The 21,022-nt window shown below is 35.8% G+C and carries 17 protein-coding genes; all 17 read right to left on the reverse strand.

Going from position 1 to position 21,022, the window contains the following annotated elements; genetic code table 11:
- Positions 1-120: 120 nt before the first annotated feature.
- The 17 genes from hemW to LQE94_RS04270 all read right to left on the reverse strand — a co-directional run bounded on the left by hemW (position 121) and on the right by LQE94_RS04270 (position 20,973).
- Complete coding sequence (gene hemW / locus LQE94_RS04190) at positions 121-1,311, reverse strand: radical SAM family heme chaperone HemW (protein WP_240577077.1); 1,191 nt, start codon at positions 1,309-1,311, stop codon at positions 121-123.
- Between the two features lies 1 nt (position 1,312).
- Positions 1,313-3,127, reverse strand: coding sequence for a translation elongation factor 4 (gene lepA, locus LQE94_RS04195; RefSeq protein WP_240577078.1), 1,815 nt, complete (start codon positions 3,125-3,127; stop codon positions 1,313-1,315).
- A 69-nt stretch (positions 3,128-3,196) separates the two neighbouring features.
- Positions 3,197-4,177, reverse strand: coding sequence for a DNA polymerase III subunit delta (holA, locus tag LQE94_RS04200; protein ID WP_022075983.1), 981 nt, complete (start codon positions 4,175-4,177; stop codon positions 3,197-3,199).
- A 5-nt stretch (positions 4,178-4,182) separates the two neighbouring features.
- A complete protein-coding gene (locus LQE94_RS04205) occupies positions 4,183-6,489 on the reverse strand; it encodes a DNA internalization-related competence protein ComEC/Rec2 (protein ID WP_240577079.1) in 2,307 nt (768 codons plus the stop codon).
- A 2-nt stretch (positions 6,490-6,491) separates the two neighbouring features.
- Positions 6,492-7,421 (reverse strand): GerMN domain-containing protein, encoded by a 930-nt coding sequence (locus LQE94_RS04210; RefSeq protein WP_240577080.1) that lies wholly within the window; start codon positions 7,419-7,421, stop codon positions 6,492-6,494.
- A 29-nt stretch (positions 7,422-7,450) separates the two neighbouring features.
- Complete coding sequence (locus LQE94_RS04215; RefSeq protein ID WP_330638847.1) at positions 7,451-8,953, reverse strand: sensor histidine kinase; 1,503 nt, start codon at positions 8,951-8,953, stop codon at positions 7,451-7,453.
- Positions 8,883-9,572 (reverse strand): response regulator transcription factor, encoded by a 690-nt coding sequence (locus LQE94_RS04220; RefSeq protein ID WP_022075979.1) that lies wholly within the window; start codon positions 9,570-9,572, stop codon positions 8,883-8,885. Before LQE94_RS04220 ends, LQE94_RS04215 begins: the two co-directional genes overlap by 71 nt.
- 77 nt (positions 9,573-9,649) lie before the next feature.
- Complete coding sequence (locus tag LQE94_RS04225) at positions 9,650-10,276, reverse strand: helix-hairpin-helix domain-containing protein (protein ID WP_240577081.1); 627 nt, start codon at positions 10,274-10,276, stop codon at positions 9,650-9,652.
- A gap of 92 nt (positions 10,277-10,368) precedes the next feature.
- Entirely contained in the window at positions 10,369-10,800 is a 432-nt protein-coding gene (locus LQE94_RS04230) for a DMT family transporter (RefSeq protein WP_022075977.1), read from the reverse strand.
- Positions 10,801-10,866: 66 nt separating this feature from the next.
- Entirely contained in the window at positions 10,867-12,048 is a 1,182-nt protein-coding gene (locus tag LQE94_RS04235; protein ID WP_240577082.1) for an aspartate aminotransferase family protein, read from the reverse strand.
- Positions 12,035-12,937, reverse strand: coding sequence for an acetylglutamate kinase (argB, locus tag LQE94_RS04240; protein ID WP_240577083.1), 903 nt, complete (start codon positions 12,935-12,937; stop codon positions 12,035-12,037). The genes LQE94_RS04235 and argB overlap by 14 nt, the downstream gene beginning before the upstream one ends.
- Positions 12,938-12,953: 16 nt before the next feature.
- Entirely contained in the window at positions 12,954-14,177 is a 1,224-nt protein-coding gene (argJ, locus tag LQE94_RS04245; RefSeq protein WP_240577084.1) for a bifunctional glutamate N-acetyltransferase/amino-acid acetyltransferase ArgJ, read from the reverse strand.
- Between the two features lie 28 nt (positions 14,178-14,205).
- A complete protein-coding gene (locus LQE94_RS04250; RefSeq protein WP_240577085.1) occupies positions 14,206-14,655 on the reverse strand; it encodes a GNAT family N-acetyltransferase in 450 nt (149 codons plus the stop codon).
- Positions 14,656-14,666: 11 nt separating this feature from the next.
- A complete protein-coding gene (gene argC, locus LQE94_RS04255) occupies positions 14,667-15,707 on the reverse strand; it encodes an N-acetyl-gamma-glutamyl-phosphate reductase (RefSeq protein WP_118723606.1) in 1,041 nt (346 codons plus the stop codon).
- Between the two features lie 210 nt (positions 15,708-15,917).
- Positions 15,918-17,168 carry a glutamate-5-semialdehyde dehydrogenase gene (locus LQE94_RS04260; protein ID WP_240577086.1) on the reverse strand — a complete coding sequence of 417 codons (1,251 nt, stop codon included), beginning with the start codon at positions 17,166-17,168 and terminating at the stop codon, positions 15,918-15,920.
- Positions 17,140-18,120 carry a glutamate 5-kinase gene (gene proB / locus LQE94_RS04265; protein WP_240577087.1) on the reverse strand — a complete coding sequence of 327 codons (981 nt, stop codon included), beginning with the start codon at positions 18,118-18,120 and terminating at the stop codon, positions 17,140-17,142. The genes LQE94_RS04260 and proB overlap by 29 nt, the downstream gene beginning before the upstream one ends.
- Before the next feature lie 132 nt (positions 18,121-18,252).
- Complete coding sequence (locus tag LQE94_RS04270) at positions 18,253-20,973, reverse strand: translation factor GTPase family protein (protein WP_240577088.1); 2,721 nt, start codon at positions 20,971-20,973, stop codon at positions 18,253-18,255.
- Positions 20,974-21,022: the final 49 nt, after the last annotated feature.

Below are 21,022 nucleotides of genomic sequence, written 5' to 3' on the forward strand. Positions count from 1 at the left end.
TTTGTCAACACTGTTTATCATTTTTTTATAGAAATAAAAATTTATTATATATTTCTATAAAAAAGAAAAAACTCTGACATAAACAATCAAAGTTTTTCTTACTTTTATTAGTATTTGATTTTATGAAAGTAAAAATTCAGATAATACATAATTGCTGATATCCATTCCTCTGTGAGTAAGCATGAGATTATCTTCTTTACTTATTATCAATTCATCTTCTTCCAACCTTTTTATTATACTTCCATAAACTTCCCCAATTTCTTTACCAAAAAACTTGTGAAACTTATTTTTTGAAATTCCAGCTGTTTTTCTCAATCCCAAATACATAAATTCTTCCATTTGATTTTCTAATGTTAAGTATTCATGTTCTATTTCAATCGCTTGTTTTTGATTAATGGTTTGAATATATTTATCTCGATTCTTAATATGATTGAAACGGATTTGTTCTTGTATTTCTGAAGTATTTTTATTTTGAATGGAAATCAGAGAGGCTGCACCAGCACCAATTCCAAGATATTCCACTCTGTCCCAGTATCCAAGATTATGCCGACACTCTTTTCCCGGGTATGCATAATTGGATATCTCGTAGCGGTGCATTCCACAACTTTCTAACATTTGAATGGTCATCTCTCCCATTGTATATTCATCATCTTCGGAAGGAAGTTTCCAGTCACCCGCATCAAATTGACCTTTACAATACCACTCATAAAAGTTCGTTCCTTCTTCTAATATCAAACTATATGCAGAAATGTGTTCAGGGTTAAGTGTTAGAATCTTTCTCAGTGTATTTTCCCAGCTTTTTAAAGTTTGTCCAGGAAGTGCTGACATCAGATCAATATTTCTATTCTTAAATCCTGCTTGTTCAACAGCTTCCCATGTATTTAAAAAATCTTCGTAAGTATGAATTCTTCCCAACATTTTCAATTCTTTATTTTCTGTTGATTGCAATCCGATACTCACACGGTTGATACCTGCCTGTTTATAGCTTCTTAATTTTTCAATGTTTACAGTTCCTGGATTCATCTCCATTGTAATTTCTGCAACAGGATCGATGGTAAAAATCTGATTTAGATTTTCAAAAATTAGTTTCATCTGATCTGCTGTCAAAAGAGACGGTGTTCCTCCTCCGAGGAAAACCGTCTTTACTATATATTCTTTTGCAAAATCTTTATAACGATTAATTTCTTTACATAAAGCCTGAACATAAGCATTTAATTCTTCTTTTGTTCCACTTGCAGAAAAGAAATCGCAATAATTGCACTTTCTTACACAAAATGGTATATGGAGATATAATTCTAATTCTCTCTTCATATTAATCTTCATCTAATTTCAATACACTCATAAATGCTTTTTGTGGGATATCTACATTTCCGACTTGACGCATTCTCTTCTTACCTTCTTTTTGTTTTTCGAGAAGTTTTTTCTTACGTGAGATATCACCACCATAACATTTAGCAAGAACATCTTTTCGCATTGCTTTAACTGTTTCTCTGGCAATTACTTTTCCACCGATTGCTGCCTGAATCGGGATCTCAAACATTTGTCTTGGAATTTCCTGCTTTAATTTCTCACACATTTTGCGTCCACGTTCATATGCATTAGAACTATGAATAATAAATGAAAGTGCATCCACTTCTTCTTTATTAATAAGAATATCCAATTTGACAAGTTCTGAACGCTCATATCCTAACATCTCATAATCAAAAGATGCATAGCCTCTGGAACGAGATTTTAATGCATCAAAGAAATCATAAATAATTTCATTAAGTGGAAGGTGATACGTTAATACAGCTCGTTTTTCTTCAATGTATTCCATTCCCTGATATACACCGCGGCGTTCTTGACATAAATCCATAATTGCGCCTATAAATTCCGAAGTTACCATTATTTCAGCTTTTACAATTGGTTCTTCCATATAGTCGATCTCAGACGGATCCGGCAGGTTTGTTGGATTTGTGAGTTCTATTAAATCACCATTTGTCTTGTGCACTTTATAGATTACACTCGGTGCTGTTGTTACCAAATCCAGATTGTACTCTCTTTCTAAACGCTCCTGGATAATTTCCAGATGAAGTAATCCCAAGAAACCACAACGGAATCCAAAACCTAACGCAATAGATGTTTCCGGTTCAAATTGTAGTGCTGCATCATTTAACTGCAGCTTCTCCAATGCATCTCTCAAATCAGGATATTTTGCTCCATCAGAAGGATAGAGCCCACAATATACCATTGGATTTACTTTTTTATATCCTGGCAAAGGTTCTGCACATGGATTTTGCGCATTTGTAATAGTATCTCCAACACGAGTATCTTTAACATTTTTCAAGCTGGCTGTAATATATCCAACCATTCCTGCTTCCAGTTCATCGCAAGGGATGAACTGACCTGCACCAAAATACCCAACTTCAACTACATCGGCCACAGCTCCTGTAGCCATCATCTTAATCGGAGTACCTTTTCGCACATTACCTTGTTTGATTCGGCAAAATACAATAACTCCACGATAAGAATCATATACAGAATCAAAGATCAAGGCCTGTAAAGGCGCCTTGACATCACCTACCGGGGCTGGTATTTTCTCAACAATTGCTTCTAAAACATCCTCTACATTAAGACCTGTCTTTGCTGAAATCAAAGGTGCATCTTCAGCTTCAATTCCAATTACATCTTCTATTTCTTCTTTTACCCTCTCCGGCTCTGCACTCGGAAGATCAATTTTATTAATAACCGGCACAACATCAAGATCATGATCCAGTGCAAGATATACATTTGCCAATGTCTGTGCTTCTACTCCCTGTGCTGCATCTACAACCAAAATAGCACCATCGCAAGCTGCCAGACTTCGAGACACTTCATAGTTGAAATCCACATGCCCCGGTGTATCAATCAAATTGAAGATATATTCTTCCCCATCCTTTGCCTTGTATACTGTTCGGACGGTCTGTGCCTTGATCGTAATACCGCGTTCACGCTCCAAATCCATATTATCCAAAACCTGTGCCTGCATCTCACGATCTGTTAAAAGACCTGTTTTTTCAATAATACGATCTGCCAACGTAGATTTTCCATGATCTATATGTGCAATAATGCAAAAATTACGAATTTTACTTTGTTCTATTCCTGACACTTTTCTTCCTCCAAATTTTATTTATTTTGTAAAATATGATGTCGCAGTTATATTCTTTTATTAATACAATTATTTTGATGAATATTTTATTATAAACAACTCCACTGCCAGATTATCCGTTAACAATCCTGTTTTTACACGTTGTTCGATATCTGCACTGTATTCCATAACCATTCTTAGTTCAGATGTCTTAAAATATTTTGCCTGATCCATATATTTTCCAACTGCAAATGGATGTAACCCTGTTTTTGATGCAATTTCCTTTTTGCTATATCCTTTATTTGCCAAATGTTTTACCTGAAACAACATACGATATTGTCTGGTCATCAGAAAAAGGATTCGCATAGGGGGCTCTTTTAATGCAAGCAATTCGTAGTATAAATCCAAGGCTTTTTTTTGTTGCTTTTCAGCCACTGCATTGACCATATCAAAAATATGATTGGCAATTTGTGTAACACAGATTGCATCGACATCTTCTTTTGTAATGTCTGTTTTCTCCATAGTATAACTGAATAATTTTTCCAGTTCTTTTGTGATATTTTCCATATCTGTTCCGACTTTATTTAAAAAATAAATTATCGTCTGCTCTGTAACCTGTTTGTTTTCATTTCGAATCTTTCCTGCGACCCAACGTTTTAACGTATTTTCATCCTGAAATGGGAGTTCGACAACACGGCCTTTTGATTTTACTGCCTTAAACAGTTTACTTCTTTTATCCACCTCATCTTCGACAAAGATATAGTATGTGGTATCGGGCATTTCTTTTATATAATCTGCCAGATCTGCACCTGCACTTTTAAAAAAGCCGGTATTGTCAAATACGATTAATCTTCTTTCGGCAAAAAAAGGTAATGTCTCCGATAAATCAATCACGGATTTAACATCCACTCCTTTTCCTTCAAAATGTGCAAAATTCATCGTGTCGCCTTCTGGAAGCAATGCTTTTGTAAGGCGATCCCGGTATTGTTTTTTTAAATATGCTTCTTCCCCATATAAGAGATAAATTTGTTTAAATTGTCCTGTTTTTAAATCTTCGTTTAAGCTTTTCATAACTTCTATATTATATCGGAAATACCTACTTTTTGCAAAACATTTATTCTCAAGTTTTTTCCATTTGTTTTTATATGTATTGCTCCTTGATGTTGTGTATTATAGATAGTACGTTTTTCCTTATTTAATCGTTCAAGAGTTTCTTGATGTGGATGCCCATATCGATTATTTACTCCTGCTGAAATTAACACAACGGAAGGAGAAGTTATTTCCAGAAATTTTTCGGGTGTAGAATTTTTCGAACCATGATGTGCAACTTTTAATATATCATACTTCCTTAAACTTCCGCTTTCAATTAATTGCGTTTCCCCTTCTCCTTCCAAATCTCCAGTAAACAGCATATCGAAGTCATCAAATTTTAAATCTAAAACCATCGATGCTGCATTCCCATTTTCACCACAATAATTTTTTACCGGTCCAATACATGTTAATGTGAATGATATATCTTCTTTATATTCTACGAATTGCTGCCCCGCTGACATTATGATCACATTGGTATGGTTTTCTTCTGCCGTCACGGATAAATCTTTTAGTTTGTCATCCCATACTTCCTTTACAGGCAATACCAGAGCTTTTATTTTTATATTTAATTTCTGACTTTCTAACATTTCTTTGACTCCGTTTATATGATCTTCATCCCCATGCGATATGAAAATATAATCTAAACATCCAACACCGTTTGATTCCAAAAAAGGAATCAGGCGATAAAGACCTACCTGAGATACATCTGTGCTGCCTCCATCTATAAGACAGTTTGTTCCATTTGGGGTGCGGATAAAAATGCCATCCCCTTGTCCGACATCCAACATCGTAATTTCCAAATTTCCTTTTTTATGGTAGGACAGACAAACAATTCCACATAATGCAATTGTACAAACTACACTTCTTATAGCAAAATATCTGCTTTTCAAACAAATTCTTTGGCCTTCTTTTTTTTCTGTTTCTATAAGATCTTCTCTGTTTTTTGATTTATATTTCTGCTTTTCGGCCTGAATATCCCAATATTTCCATATAAAATAACTTATCAATAATATTATATAATATGTCAGCATTATCCATATTGAGGGTTTTCCTGTCACAATCCTGCCAAACGGAACATCTATCATAAACATACACAACTTTTCATATCCCCATAAAATAGCCTTACAAAGTTGTAAAATTAAGTTACCGATTGGATAAAAAATGAATAAAAATAATATGCCTACAATCCCAACTCCAATTAAAATCGACATACAAGGAATTACAATTATATTTGTCAGCACTGACCATGTAGGAATTTCAAAATAGAAATACATTGTCATTGGAAGAAGCATTACTTGAATCGCAATTCCAGGACAGAATATTTTAGGTATGCATGAAGTTTGTTCAAAAAGCGGATTTATTAATATCATCGCTAAAACTGCACCAAATGAAAATAAAAAACCTGCATCAAACAAATATAACGGCTGCCATAAAACAATTATTACAGTAGCAATTGACAGAGAAGTTAGTAAATCGTAATCTCTTCCTAAAATTTCTGCTCCCATTCGTATAATGTACATAATGATAGCTCGAAGACTAGATACTCCGATTCCAATCATCATCGTATATAAAAGCAAAAAGAATATTCCGATTATTCCCGAAGCCGAAAAACCGAGTCCTATTTTTCTTAACACTTGATACATCCCGATTCCTATAAAAGACATATGCAAACCGGATATTGCAAGAATGTGTCCAATTCCCCCTTTTTGATATAATTGTTTTATAGTTTGATCTAAATCTTTTTTGTCCCCAAGTAATATTGCTGCCATACTGTTTCCGGCATCTTTTCCAAGACTATGCAATAACATATTTTTTATAGATTCTCTGAGTTCAAACAGATTCTCTTTTAACAAATCAGTTTTTTGATTATTTATTTGGATTTGAGTAGACCATATTTGTGCATGGATATGTTGTTTTTGATAATAGAATTTTTGATTAAAATTTCCGGGATTCCGGTTTTCTTGAAAAAAATATATTTTCCCAGCTGCCTGAATAATATTTCCAACCATAATTGAATCAGAATCTTTTACATTCACAAGAACTCTTTCACGGTTTATTTTTACCCAGGTGCTTTTCCGATATACTTGTATATCTTTTAGATAATAAACAGAATAAGAAGTACGTTTGTCTACATCATATACGTTCCCTTTAATTATTACATTTTCATTTTCCAGATAATTTTGTTCTAAATAGGATGGTTTCAAATCTCTGGATATTTGAAACCATCCTACCAAAACAAGTTGAATTAAAAGAATCGCTATCGCTAAAAGACAGCAGGGTCTTTTGGACATTTTTATTCTTCCGCATGTTGTATTAAGTCCAAATCCTGTTGTAATGGCTGAGATAAATCAATTGTATTCATGTATAAAACATTTTTTTCACCATTCACCATAATTTGCACCTTATTTACCGCTGTTCCCTCAATCAGCGAATTTACAATGGAATAAATTGTTATTTCCGGTTTTATGTCATGAGCACTTGCCAGAAATTCTGAATCAAAATTCACATAGCAAATATTATCTTTTACTGTCACGCTTAATAGTGTACAAGTAGAAGATATTGTTGGATGCACACTCTCATCCTGAGGACCATGCATCAATTTCTCTACAATCAGTTTTTCTTTTGAAGTATTTGTACTATATTTCACCTGTACATTTTGTTTTACAAGCTTATCACCGGATTCATTTGCGAAATATAATGCGAGCTCTGTTTCTTCATATGAACTCAATGAACTTCCGTTATTTTGAACAAAATCATCTTCATTTATAATTCCAGCTGGATTTCCTTCATCATCTTTCAATTCTTCTCCATCCACTGTAACGTAAATAGCACTGATTTTAGGAATTTTTACGATAGACTGTGTCATTGATGCAAGAATTAATTTTTGCTCTACAACAGGTAATTTCAAATATGCATCATTCAAATCTATATATACGATCATATGTCTGATTTCACATTGTTGTATTTTTATTTGTTTCGGAATTGTAGTGGAATAATTAATCTCTTCAGCCGGTTTTTGTAATTCTTTTATAACATTGTTCACTTGCTCTTCCGTCGTTTTTCCTCGAAAATCATAATTGATTTTTACTAATCCGTTTCTTTCTCCGTTTACGCTGTATATGAACGAATCATCATTTTTTACTTCTGTACGTTTAGCACATCCGCACAACATACATAAAACAAACAGGAGAACTGTGATATATACCTTACTTTTTTTCAACATAAAATCCTCCCTGCCAATGTTTACATCTATCAAGTAGATACATATATAAGTGGAATTCGAACCGTAAATGTTGTACCTTCTTCTGGCTCACTGTAAACTTTGATTGACCCACGATGCATAATGACAGCATTTCTTGTAATTGCAAGACCAAGGCCTGTTCCCCCAATCTCTCTGGAATGAGACTTATCTACACGATAAAATCTTTCAAAAATATGATCTTGATCTTCTTTTGGAATTCCAATGCCTGAATCTGATACCTTTACATAAAAATATTTGTGGTCTGCATTCAATGAAACATGAACCCAGCCTTCATCGTGATTATACTTAATTGCATTTTCTACCAGATTGGATATCGCAAGTGTCATCTTCACTTCATCAATTTCTGCCGTCACTGGACGAAAACTTTCCAAAACAATCTCAATCTGCTTCTTTTCAGCAATTGGTCGAAGCCTTTTCAAAATCAATTCAAGCAGATCATTTACGTTTACTTGCGAAATGTTTAAATTCTGTGCTGTTTTGTCCATTTTAACCAGGGTTAAAAGATCGTTTATAATATCATTTTCACGATCGATCTCTTTTGCAATATCTCCCATAAATTCCTGATACAACTCGATTGGAACTTGATCCTGTGTAACAAGAGAATCTGCCAGCACTTTCATTGATGCCAATGGAGTTTTTAATTCATGTGAGACATTAGATACAAATTCTTCTCTTGAATCATCAAGTACCTTCATCCGACCTAACATTTTATTAAAAGCATCTGAAATATTCTTTGTTTCTGTAAATGTATTTTCATGCAGTACCTCTACAACATATCCTTCTGTTACCCCTTCAATATCAGCTGCAATTTTTCTGAGCGGTCTTACGATACAATCGGCCAGTAAAATTGCCAATGCAATAACAATTGTCATAATCATTCCAATGATTGCACCGCCTTTTGTATGAAAGATATGCAAGCTATCCTCGATTGAATCCGTAGAAACACTTGCAAGTATCACTCCAACGGCTTTTCCGGTATTTTTATCTGTAATCGGAGATGTCACCTCTATAAAATGATTTTTTTTATCATAGTAATTTGTACTTTCACCTTTTAAACAACGAATTACATTTTCTGATACAATCGTTTTTCCCTCATCCAAAGCATATGTATCCGTCATGACTTTTAATTCTGCGTTTACAAGCATAACTCGTCCATTATAAATATTGGTAAGTTGGGTTAAATTTGCATTGATTACTTCGGATGAATTATCCTCAAGATAATTATAATTGTTCAATTGATCACAAAGAATCGTGCATTGATTCTGTATCTCTGCTGTTCGCAGAGATACTGCACGCGATTCGTACGCCTTAATAATCGCTACATGTGCGACTGTACATGGTATAAGACCTGCACATACAATGATTAGAATAATACGAAATCTCAGACTTTTTATTACTTTTTCTTTTAGTTTGTTTCGAAATTTACCCTTGGAAATAATAACCAACTCCCCACTTTGTATGTACGTATTGCGGCTCGCTTGGATTCTTTTCAATCTTCTCACGTAGTCTACGGATATGTACATCTACTGTTCTTGCATCTCCCGGATAATCTGCTCCCCAAATTAAGTTTAATAAATTTTCCCTACTGTATACTTTATTTGGATTCATTGCGAGTAATTCTAACACATCAAATTCTTTTGCGGTAAGATTAATCTCGCGTTCACCGATAAATACTCTTCTGCTTTCGCAATCTATTTTCATAGTTCCCTTTACTAATAAAGTTTTCGGAGCAGGTTCTTCTCTTTTTGATGTCCGTCGCATAATGGCTTTAATTCTTGCTTTTACTTCCAGAATATTAAATGGTTTTGTAATATAATCATCGGCACCATATTCTAACCCAAGAATTTTATCCATGTCTTCACTTTTTGCAGTCAGCATAACAATCGGCATATCCGAAAATTCACGAATCTGCTGACATACTTGAAATCCATCAAGCTTCGGAAGCATTACATCCAGCAGAACCAGATCATATTCACAATTTTTTGCATATTCTAGTGCTTCTACACCATCATATGCACAATCCACTTCCATTCCATCCTGTTCCAGGCTAAAACGGATTCCTTTCACAATTAACTTTTCGTCATCAACTACTAAGATTTTTTTCTTGCTCATGCTACTTCTACTCTTTCCTTTTACTTCCTGTCTTATTCTACTTTCATATATTGCAAAATATATTATTACCCTGTTTTCTATAATGCTATCTGATCTTTAATTTTTTGATAGATGCCTTCCTTGATTCCCTCTACATTCATCAACTCTTCAATACTCTGAAAAGCACCATGTGAATCCCGATATGCCAAAATGCTTTCTGCTCTGGATTCTCCAATGCCGGATAACGTTTTTAGCTCATCTTTTGTCGCAGTATTCAGATGTACTTTTCCATCAGAAGAATCCGCCGATGATGAAGCCATCGTTTCAGAAAAACCACCTGCATTATACTCTTCCTGTGTCGGAATATAAATCTGCTGTCCGTCACTTACATACTCTGCCTGATTAACTGCAGAAAGTGCTGCATCCTCACGTAATCCACCCGCACATTCAATTGCTTCATATATGCGGGCATCTTTTTTTAATTCATACACTCCCGTGTTATTTACAGCACCACATACATAGACACAAACAGATGTAGTTTTTGGCGCATCATGAATTTCTTCTGTTTCCTTATTCTTTTCAGTTTCATTTAAAGATTGTTCTGTCTCTTGAATTGTAACTTCTTGAAAAGCTTCTCCTTTTTGCCCACATCCCGTTCCAAAACAGAATACAAATAAACAGAAAGTAATTAGTAATTGTCGTTTCCATAAATTTCTGACTTTCATATATTCTCCTTACGTTAATGCCGTAAGCCCCTTTATGTCAGATAATAATATTGTATCTAATCAGAAAACAAATTACAATAGCATTTTCATTTTTATTTCCATTGAAAAATAGAAATTCCTATCAAAGCTAAAACTAATCCTCCTATTTTCCGCCAGCTGAAGGGTTCTTTATCTACCCCAAACAGTCCAAATAATTCTATTAAATATGCAACGAACAATTGTGCGATTACAATCAGAAGTGCTGCCTTAGCCGGGCCTAATGCATCCACACTTTTTATAACTGTCAATGTTATACCTGCTCCAATCACACCTCCAAGTAACAGATATCTAGGCTCAACCTTTCCAATTGACAGAATATCATCCCTTCCTGCAATAAACCAGCCAAGAATACATACAAGAAATGCTGTTAATTGCACCCATGCATTAGAAACCCACATTCCTGTAGTTTCCGTTACTTTGGTGTTAAATACCCCTTGTACACTCATTAAAGCTCCCGACAATAGCGCAATTAAAAAACCAATCATCAAAAACATACCTCCACTATCTTCTTTCTTACATGGTATGTCCTGATAATTGGTTTTTATGCACTATTAAGCAAATGCAATTTCTAATTTTTCAATCATTTCATCTATCTGTTCTTTTGTAATTATAAGAGGCGGTACAAAACGAATTGTATTTCCCTTTGCTGTAATGATCAATAGTCCGGCTTCATGAGCTTTTGTTATTATATCTCCGACTGGTTTTGTTAATTCAATCCCCTGAATCAATCCCTTTCCTCTGCATTCTTTTACAAAGTCATATTTTTGGACTAATTTTTCCAGACAAGTTGAAAGATATTCTCCCATTTCCTTCACGTGATCAACAATCTGTTCTTTCTGGAAAATATCAATAACTGTTTTTACAGCTGTACAGGCAAGTGGATTTCCGCCATAGGTAGAACCATGATCTCCAGCTTCCATGGAGTATTTTGCAACTTCCTCAGTCATAGCAAATGCTCCTACCGGTATTCCGTTTCCAATTGCTTTCGCCATTGTCATGATATCAGGTTTAATATTGTACTCCTGCCATGCAAACATATATCCTGTTCTTGCCATTCCGCATTGAATTTCATCGCAGATCATCAAAATATCATTCTTATTACAAATTTCACGGATACCCTCCATAAATTCTTTTGTCGCTGGATAAATTCCGCCTTCTCCTTGCAGTGGTTCAAGAATGATCGCACATGTTTTATCATTTACTAAAGCTTTAACGCTTTCCAGATTGTTATATTCTGCAAATTTAACTCCCGGAAGCAATGGTTCAAATGGGGTGCGATAATGTTTAGTCCCTGTCACTGAAACTGCTCCTATGGAACGTCCATGGAAAGAATTCTGCATTGCTATGATTTCATATCTTCCTGATTCTTTTGTATATGCATATTTTCGTGCGGATTTTAAAGCTCCTTCAATTGCCTCTGTTCCACTGTTAGTGAAAAACACACGATCCATTCTGGAAATTTCATTTAATTTCTTTGCAGCTTCACCACAACTTTCATGGAAATATAAGTTAGACGTATGACATAACAAATCTATTTGTTTTTTTAAGGCATCTTTCAATTCTTTATTACTATATCCAAGACCACAAACTGCAATCCCGGCAGCAAAATCCAGATATTTTTTACCCTCTGCATCATATAAATAAACGTCTTCTCCGTGATCTAATACGATTGGAAAACGATTATATACATGTAAAAGATTTTCTTCTGCTTCTGTTATTTTATTGTTCACCATGATAATACTTGCCTTCCTCCTCACTCAAAATAGCTGTACCAATTCCTTTATTCGTAAATATCTCAAGAAGAACGCAATGTGGGATTCTTCCATCTAAAATATGTACTCTGGATACACCATTTTCAATTGCTTCAATACAGTTATTTAATTTTGGAAGCATACCGCCTCCGATATACCCATCAGAGATTAATTTTTTTGCTTCACTTACTGTTAATTCAGATATCAATGTTTTAGGATCCTCAGGATTTTTATAAACACCTTCAATATCTGTTAAAAATGCCAGTTTTTCTGCTTTGACAGCACGAGCGATTGCACATGCAGCATCATCAGCATTAATGTTATACGTATTGTATTCATCATCCAGACCAATCGGACAGATGATTGGAAGAAAATCTTTTTCTAAAAGGTCGTATAAGATATCAGCATTTACTTCTTTAACATCACCTACAAATCCAATATCTTCTCCATTTGAATATTTCTTTTCTACTTTTAACAGGCCGCCATCTTTACCACTGATTCCAATTGCACGTACACCAAGTTCTTCGACAAGCTGAACAAGGCTTTTATTTACTTTTCCAAGAACCATTTCAGCTACTTCCATTGTATCTTTATCTGTCACACGCAATCCATTGATAAATTTAGGCTCCATTCCTACTTTTCCGACCCATTTACTGATTTCTTTCCCACCACCATGTACGATGATTGGTTTGAAACCAACTAATTTCAAAAGTGTAACATCTTCGATGACTTTCTTTTTTAACTCTTCATCTACCATTGCACTTCCACCATATTTAATAACAATGATTTTACGGTTAAAACGTTGGATATATGGAAGTGCTTCAATTAATACGCTTGCTTTTTCCAAATATTGATTCATATTTTCATTCATAATGGTTTTTCTCCTTTTAGCTTCTGTAATCTGCATTGATGTCTATGTAACCATGTGTTAAATCACAGCCCCAGGCTGTTGCCTGTTCATTTCCTTCTTTTAAGTCTGCAATTGCGGTTACTTCCGGCTCAGAAAGAATCATGGTCGCTTTTTCTTCATCAAAATCAAGTCCTACGCCATCCTTGATAAGCTGAATTTTTCCTGCCGCACTTTCAAAGAACAAGTCAACCTTATTCTGTTCAAAATTTTCACCGGAATATCCCATTGCACATAAGATTCTTCCCCAGTTTGCATCATGTCCTGCAATAGCTGTTTTGGTCAGATTGGAACATACAACAGATTTCGCAAGTACCTTTGCCTGTTTTTTTGATTTTGCACCAACTATTTTGACTTCAAATAATGCTGTGGCACCTTCTCCATCACCGGCCATTTTCTTTGCAAGGGTTTCATTTACAAAATGAAGAGCTTCTAAAAACAACTGATACTCTGCTGTACCACAATGGATTTTGGGATTCTTTGCCATTCCGTTTGCAAGTACAAGAACGGTATCGTTTGTAGATGTATCTCCATCTACGGAAATCATATTGTAGGTATCTTTTACATCTGTCTTTAATGCCTTTACCAGGGCTTTTTTTGTAATAGCAGCGTCTGTTGTAATGTAAGATAGCATTGTACACATATTCGGATGAATCATACCAGAACCTTTTGCCATGCCACCGACTGTGACTGTTTTTCCACCAATTTCAATTGTGACGGCAATCTCTTTTTCTTTTGTATCCGTCGTCATAATTGCTTTTGCTGCCAAATGTCCTGCCTCTCGGGTCGCTTGTTTTGTATCTGCAAGTTTTTCAATTCCAGCAGTTACTTTATCCATCGGCATCTGCATTCCTATAACCCCGGTAGAACCAATCAGAACTCCATTTGCATCTACGCCCATAACTTCTGCTGCTTTTTTAGCTGTTTCACTGCAATAGCGAAGACCTTCTTCGCCGGTACATGCATTTGCAATTCCTGAATTAACCACAACAACATATGATTTCACACCACTTTCCACAACCGTTTTATCCCAGATAACCGGAGCTGCCTTTACCAGATTCGTTGTAAATGCACCTGCTGTTTTACATGGCTTTTTACTATAGATCATAGCCATATCTGTTCTTCCCTGATATTTAATTCCTGCTGCTGCAGAAGCAGCCTCAAATCCTTTTGCAGATGTTACACCGCCATCTATAATCTTCATGTGTTTTTCTCCTCCTATATAAGTGCATTTACTGTTCATTGAATGCCGTTATATTTTCTTCATTTAATACAAATTCATAATAATTTAAATCTTTTCGTTCAGTCCACTCTATCGTATTCCAGAACGCATTTCCTATATCATTAACTGTAAATGCAATCAATGAGACTTTATTAATCTTCTCCTTTTTTAAAGCCTGCATAGCATATACAACCATCGCTTTCCCGATACCATGGCGACGATATTTTTCATCCACGCAAACATGGTAAAGACAACCACGTCGTCCATCGTGCCCACATAAAATACTACCCACGATTTTGTTGTCTATTTCTGCTACGACACTTGTAGTCGGGTTACGTTTTAAAAAACGTTCTACCCCTTCTTTTGAATCATCAATACTTCGTATTCCAAAACCTTTAATTGTCATCCAAAGTGCATGAACCTGCTCAAAATCTTCTATTGTCATTGTGCGGATCGTCATCTTCGTACCTCCTATGGAAACATTGGAACAAGTTCCAGTCCTTCTGACTCTTTTAAACCAAACATCAGGTTCATATTCTGAACCGCCTGTCCAGCGGCTCCCTTTACCAGATTATCTATTGCTCCCATCATAATAATTCTGTTTGTTCGCGGATCGATTTTGAAATTAATATCTACATAATTGCTTCCTTCTACCCATTTTGTTTCAGGGCATACATTTTTTTCCAACACTCGGATAAACTTTTCATTTGCATAATATTTATCATATATTGCCTTCACTTCATCATAAGTTACATCTTTCGTTAATTTTGCATACTCTGTTGCAAGAATCCCACGATTCATTGGAACAAGATGCGGTGTGAAATTCAAGACAACATTCTCACCAGATGCATATCCAAGTTGTTCTTCAATCTCAGGTGTATGTCTATGTGTGGCAACGCCATAGGCTTTCATATTTTCATTAACTTCACAATACAGATTTGCGACTTTCGCACTTCTTCCTGCACCGGATGTTCCGGATTTTGCATCTATGATTAATGTGCTCATATCAATAATTCCCTCTTTTGCAAGTGGGTAAGCAGTTAAAATGGAACATGTTGTATAACATCCTGGATTTGCTACCAGTCTTGCATTTTTGACGTCTTCTCGATTAATTTCACAGAGCCCGTATACTGCTTCTTCAATAAATTGCGGACTTTTATGCTCAATTCCATACCATTTTTCATATGTAGCAACATCTTTGATTCGGAAATCTGCACTTAAATCAATAATTTTTACTTTTGAAAGTATATTTTCATTTACTAACGATGCACATAAGCCTTGCGGTGTTGCTGTAAAAATGACGTCGACCTGGCTTGCAAGTTTCTCCATATTATCATCCATACAAGTTGCATCAACAATCTGAAACATATTCTGATAAACAGACGCATATTTTTGATCAATGTAACTTCTTGAACCAAACCATTTAATCTCCGCCTCTTTATGTCCTGTCAAAATTCGAACTAATTCTCCGCCTGCGTATCCTGTTGCACCAATAATTCCTACTTTTATCATGAATCAACCTTCCTTCCTTTATCCTATAATGTTCAGATATTTATCTCTCGTCTCATTTCCAAGCAAATGAAAACATTATTATATGCATATTTATTTTGAATTTATGCATAAGTATACACCTGTTATGTATAATATGCAAGGGGAAAAATCAGATTTATTGTTTTATATATAATGACTAAACAATAAATCCAACTTTCCCCCTTTTTTTCGTTATTTTCGAATTTGTCCATTTCCGAAAATAATATATTTTGTTGTAGTTAATGCTTCTAATCCCATAGGTCCGCGTGCATGCAATTTTTGCGTGCTGATTCCAATTTCTGCTCCAAACCCAAACTCAAATCCATCTGTAAATCTGGTAGATGCATTTACATAAACAGCTGCAGCATCAATTTCATTTTGGAATTGTAAAGCATGTTCATAATTTTGCGTAATGATTGATTCTGAATGTCCTGTATTGTAGCGGTTTATATGTTCAATTGCCTGATCCATTGAATCCACAATCTTCATTGAAATGATAGCATCCAGATATTCTGTTCCCCAATCTTCTTCTGTCGCCGGCCAAATATCATCACTGATTTTTTGTGCACGCTCATCTCCACGCACTTCAACACCATGATTTTTCAGGCACTGCACAATTTGTGGGACAGCAAGTTCTGCAACTTTCTCATGGATCACAAGTGATTCACATGCATTACATACACCCATTCTCTGAGTTTTTGCATTTTCAATGATTTCTGTTGCCATATTTAAATCAGCACTCTCATCTACATATATATGACAATTTCCTGTTCCTGTTTCGATAACAGGAACAGTGCTGTTATTAACAACATTTGCTATTAATCCGGCACCACCACGAGGAATTAATACATCGATCAGACCATGTAATTTCATCATATCTGAAACAACTTCTCGACTTGTATCTTCAACAAGCAAAATCAAATCCTGTGGCAGTTTTTCTTTCATCAAGCCTTCTTTAATTACCTTTACAATTGCGAGATTCGAATGGATTGCATCACTTCCGCCTCGAAGAATCACCGCATTTCCAGTTTTAAAGCATAAACCAAATGCATCAGCTGTCACATTTGGCCGGGATTCATAAATAATTCCGACAACTCCAAGAGGCACTCTTTTCTTTCCAATTTGAAGTCCGTTTGGTCGTGTTTTCATGCCCAAAACCTCTCCGATAGGATCTTCTAATGCTGCAATCTGGCACAAACCTTCTGCCATTGCTTCTATTCTCGATTCAGTTAACTGCAAACGATCTATTAAAGATTCTTTTACGCCTTTTTCTTTTGCAGCTTCTACATCTTTTGTATTTTCTTCCAACAAATATGTTTTTTGTCGGATCAGTTCTTCAGCTACAGTAATGAGTCCTCGGTTTTTTGCATCTGTTCCTAATTTAGCCCCTTCTCTTGATGCAAATTTTGCACGTCTACCAAGTATTTCCATATAATTTTCCATAATTACCTCCCATGTGCTCTTCGTTTTGAATGAACTCTGTAGTTTTATGCTCCTCTGACTTTCCTTCTGATTTCTTAAGATTCTTTACTTGCCGACGAAACTTCGCCCTTTCTGGAGCTAGTTCATTTTCCATCTGTTTTCCATGCTCTTTTGAAAGAAAAAGAGTTCCTATTTTTTTCCCTGCCATAATATCATTAATTGCATAAATATTATCCCCATTTGCAATAATCATATCTGCTCCGGCACTGGTTGCAATTTTAGCTGCATTCACCTTTGTCATCATACCCCCAGTTCCAAAATCACTTGCAGAACCTCCTGCCATTGCTTCCAATGACTCATCAATTTCAACTACTGTATGGATAAACCTTGCATTTTGATTCTTTTTTGGATCCGCTGTATACATGCCCTCAATATCAGACATAAGAATTAATAAATCCGCATCAACAAGTTCCGCTACATTTGCTGCAAGCGTGTCGTTATCTCCAAAATTACCATATGCCAGCTCATCTACTGAAATAGCATCATTTTCATTTACAATTGGTACAACATTCATTCGAAGTAATTCATCAAAAGTCTGCCTTGCATTCTTTCGACATTCTTTATTTGTGATAGATTCTTTCGTCAACAGAACCTGTGCTGTCAGTTGGCTATATTCGTTAAATAATTTTTCATAAATCATCATTAATCTTCCTTGTCCTACTGCCGCACAAGCTTGCTTTGCTGCCTCCGTTTCAGGCTTGTGTTCCATACCAAGGGCCTTTCGACCAACTCCGACTGCACCGGAAGATACAACGATTACTTCTTTCCCTTTATTCCTCAAATTAATTAATATTCTTACAAATTTTTCCAATTTATCCAGGTTTATATTACCTGTTTCTTCATAGGTAATTGTTGTTGTCCCGACTTTAATTACGATTCGATTTTTCTCATCCAGTATTTGCTTTCTATCCATACCAATTCTCCGTTTGTGGATTTCCAACATCCATTCCTTCTATATTATATTCTACTTCTTTTGTACTTTACTCTGTTAAACTCTACTCTTACAAATTCTTACTCACATTTCTCTATTTGTCAAGTAGTTGTATTATTTTTTCTTTTTTTGCTCTGAAATATTGATTCCCAATCGAACCTCTTCCATTTGCCTGGCTGTATCTTTATCCAGATATTGAAACAAATAGTTTCTCTCGAGTGATGTATCTTCAGAATAATATTGTCTTAATTCCTTATTAGCAAATTCAACCTCTTCTTTTAACTCTTTCGCAGACAGAAGATGGCAGCCTTGTCCTCTTATAATCACTTGTTCTGTGCCATCTGAAGTAGCAACGGTGACAAGATATTTTCTTCCAATTTCATGAGCTACTTTCTCAATATATTGATCTGCAGTTTCAGCTTCTTTTGTATACACAACATGTATATTATGATATTTCTGTATTTCACCAGAAAAACCTTCTACTTTATAAGCATCAAATACTAATATCAATTCACATTTTTTGATTCCTTGATAATTACACAACACATCTTGTAAACACCCTCTGGCAGCATCCATATTTACTTGTGCCAGTTCATTGAGTTCTTCCCATGCAAATATAATATTGTATCCATCTACTAATAAATATTCCTTTTGTTTCTTCTTATTAGAATACGATTTTGTACTGCCATTTACTGCTATTTTCTCATTTGAAAAATCTTTTCGATAAGCATAACTTTTCCGTGCCGCTTCTCTTTTACGTTGTGAAGCTTCTACCATCGCATCAAGCTCTTTTTGATCTTCTTCTGTCATTTCCAGATATGTCGATGCACGACGTGCCGCCGCAGTCGGGAAAACAAATTCTTCATCAACCGTTTCCTTTGATTCCAGAGTGCTTTGCAGATGCATATAATTTTCTACTTCATCCCATTTTACAACAAACCCGGCTCCATGTGCGCAAAATACTGAACCTGTCGGATTGTCCAAATCTCGTTCTGAGTCATATCCAACTTCTTTTACTACTTCTTCTTGATTGTGACATGGTTTATATCCTTCCAAAGTACAAGATAAACGACCACGCCCTTTTGTATAACTGATCACTTCTGTCTGATAGTCCCGCATAGTCACAACAGGCGCACTCCCTGTCAGAATAGCAATCTCCCCATCCTGAAGCGGGGTATCAAAGCTTCCGCTCATACGTTGGATATCTGTCATTGCACGACCGACCATATCGGCAGGTACTTCCAAACGATAGCTATAATATGGTTCAAGCAAAATGCTTTCGGCTTTCTTGAGTCCTTGACGCACTGCACGATACGTTGCCTGACGGAAGTCACCACCCTCGGTATGCTTCTGGTGTGCTTTTCCAGTGGTTAATGTAATGTGCATATCCGTAATTGCAGAGCCGGTAAGCACGCCGCAATGTTCTTTTTCTTCCAAATGAGTCAAAATCAAACGTTGCCAGTTCAAATCCAATGTATCCTGACTACAATTGCTGAAAAAATGAAGTCCGGTTCCAGCCTCTGCCGGTTCCAATAATAGATGTACTTCTGCATAATGTCTCAATGGTTCAAAATGACCAACGCCTTCTACTGGCTGACGGATTGTTTCCTTATATACTATGTTTCCCTTGCCAAATTCTATGCGTACATGAAAGCGCTCCCAGATGAGGCTTTTTAATACTTCTATCTGAACTTCACCCATGATCTGTGCATAAATCTCTCCAAGTTTTTCATTCCATATAATGTGTAAAAGAGGTTCTTCTTCCTCCAACTGACGGAGTTTTTCAAGCATGGAATGTACGTCACAGTCCTCTGGAAGTTGAATCTGATATGTAAGTACCGGTTCCAGAATCGGAATATCCGAGTCCCTTTCAATTCCCAGTCCCTCTCCGGGATAGGTCTGACTAAGTCCGGTAACCGCACAAATCATCCCCCGTTCTGCCTGATTTACAGTGTCAAACTTTGCACCAGAATAGATTCGGATCTGATTGATTTTTTCTTCCCAGTCTTTTTCTTTTCGTCTATCCCGCCCCGATAATAGGTCTTTTACTTTTAGACATCCGCTGGTCACTTTAATATAGGTAAGCCGATTTCCCTGATCGTCTCTGCTGATCTTATATACTTTCGCACCGAATTTGGCTTCCTCTGATTCAGTAGCTACTTCTGTATAATTCATAATTCCCCGCATAAATTCATCTACACCGGTTACTTTCAATGCTGAGCCGAAATAACATGGAAATAAATTTCTTTTTCGGATTAAATTTCTGATTTGTGTATCCTCAATTTCTCCGCTTTCCAAGTATTGTTCCAACAAAGCTTCGCTGCACATTGCGATGGATTCATTTAATTCGTCTGTATCTGTCTGACTAAAATCCACGCAATTTTCATCCAGACGTTTTTTCAATTCGTTCATTAATGCTGCTTCATCTGTTCCGTTCTGGTCCATTTTATTGATAAAAAGAAAAACCGGAATGTGATAACGTTCTAATAGTTTCCACAAGGTTTCCGTGTGTCCCTGCACTCCGTCAGCTCCGCTGATAACAAGAATTGCATAATCCAACACTTGCAGTGTTCGTTCCATCTCGGCAGAGAAATCCACATGCCCCGGAGTATCCAACAGCGTAATCTGTAAATCATCAATGGAAAGCTGTGCCTGTTTGGAAAATATTGTAATCCCTCTTTCACGTTCCAGTTCGTAGGTATCTAAAAAAGCATCTCCTTTATCTACTCGTCCAAGTTTTCGAATACTACCGCTTTGATAAAGCATGCTTTCCGAAAGCGTTGTTTTGCCTGCATCTACATGTGCTAAAATTCCAATCACAAGTTTTTTATTCATAAGGTATTATCCCTTCCTTTTTTATTCCCTTTTATGATTTTATCATAGA

It is taken from the genome of Mediterraneibacter sp. NSJ-151 (assembly GCF_022487435.1).
GTDB classification, from domain to species: Bacteria; Bacillota; Clostridia; order Lachnospirales; family Lachnospiraceae; genus Schaedlerella; species Schaedlerella hominis.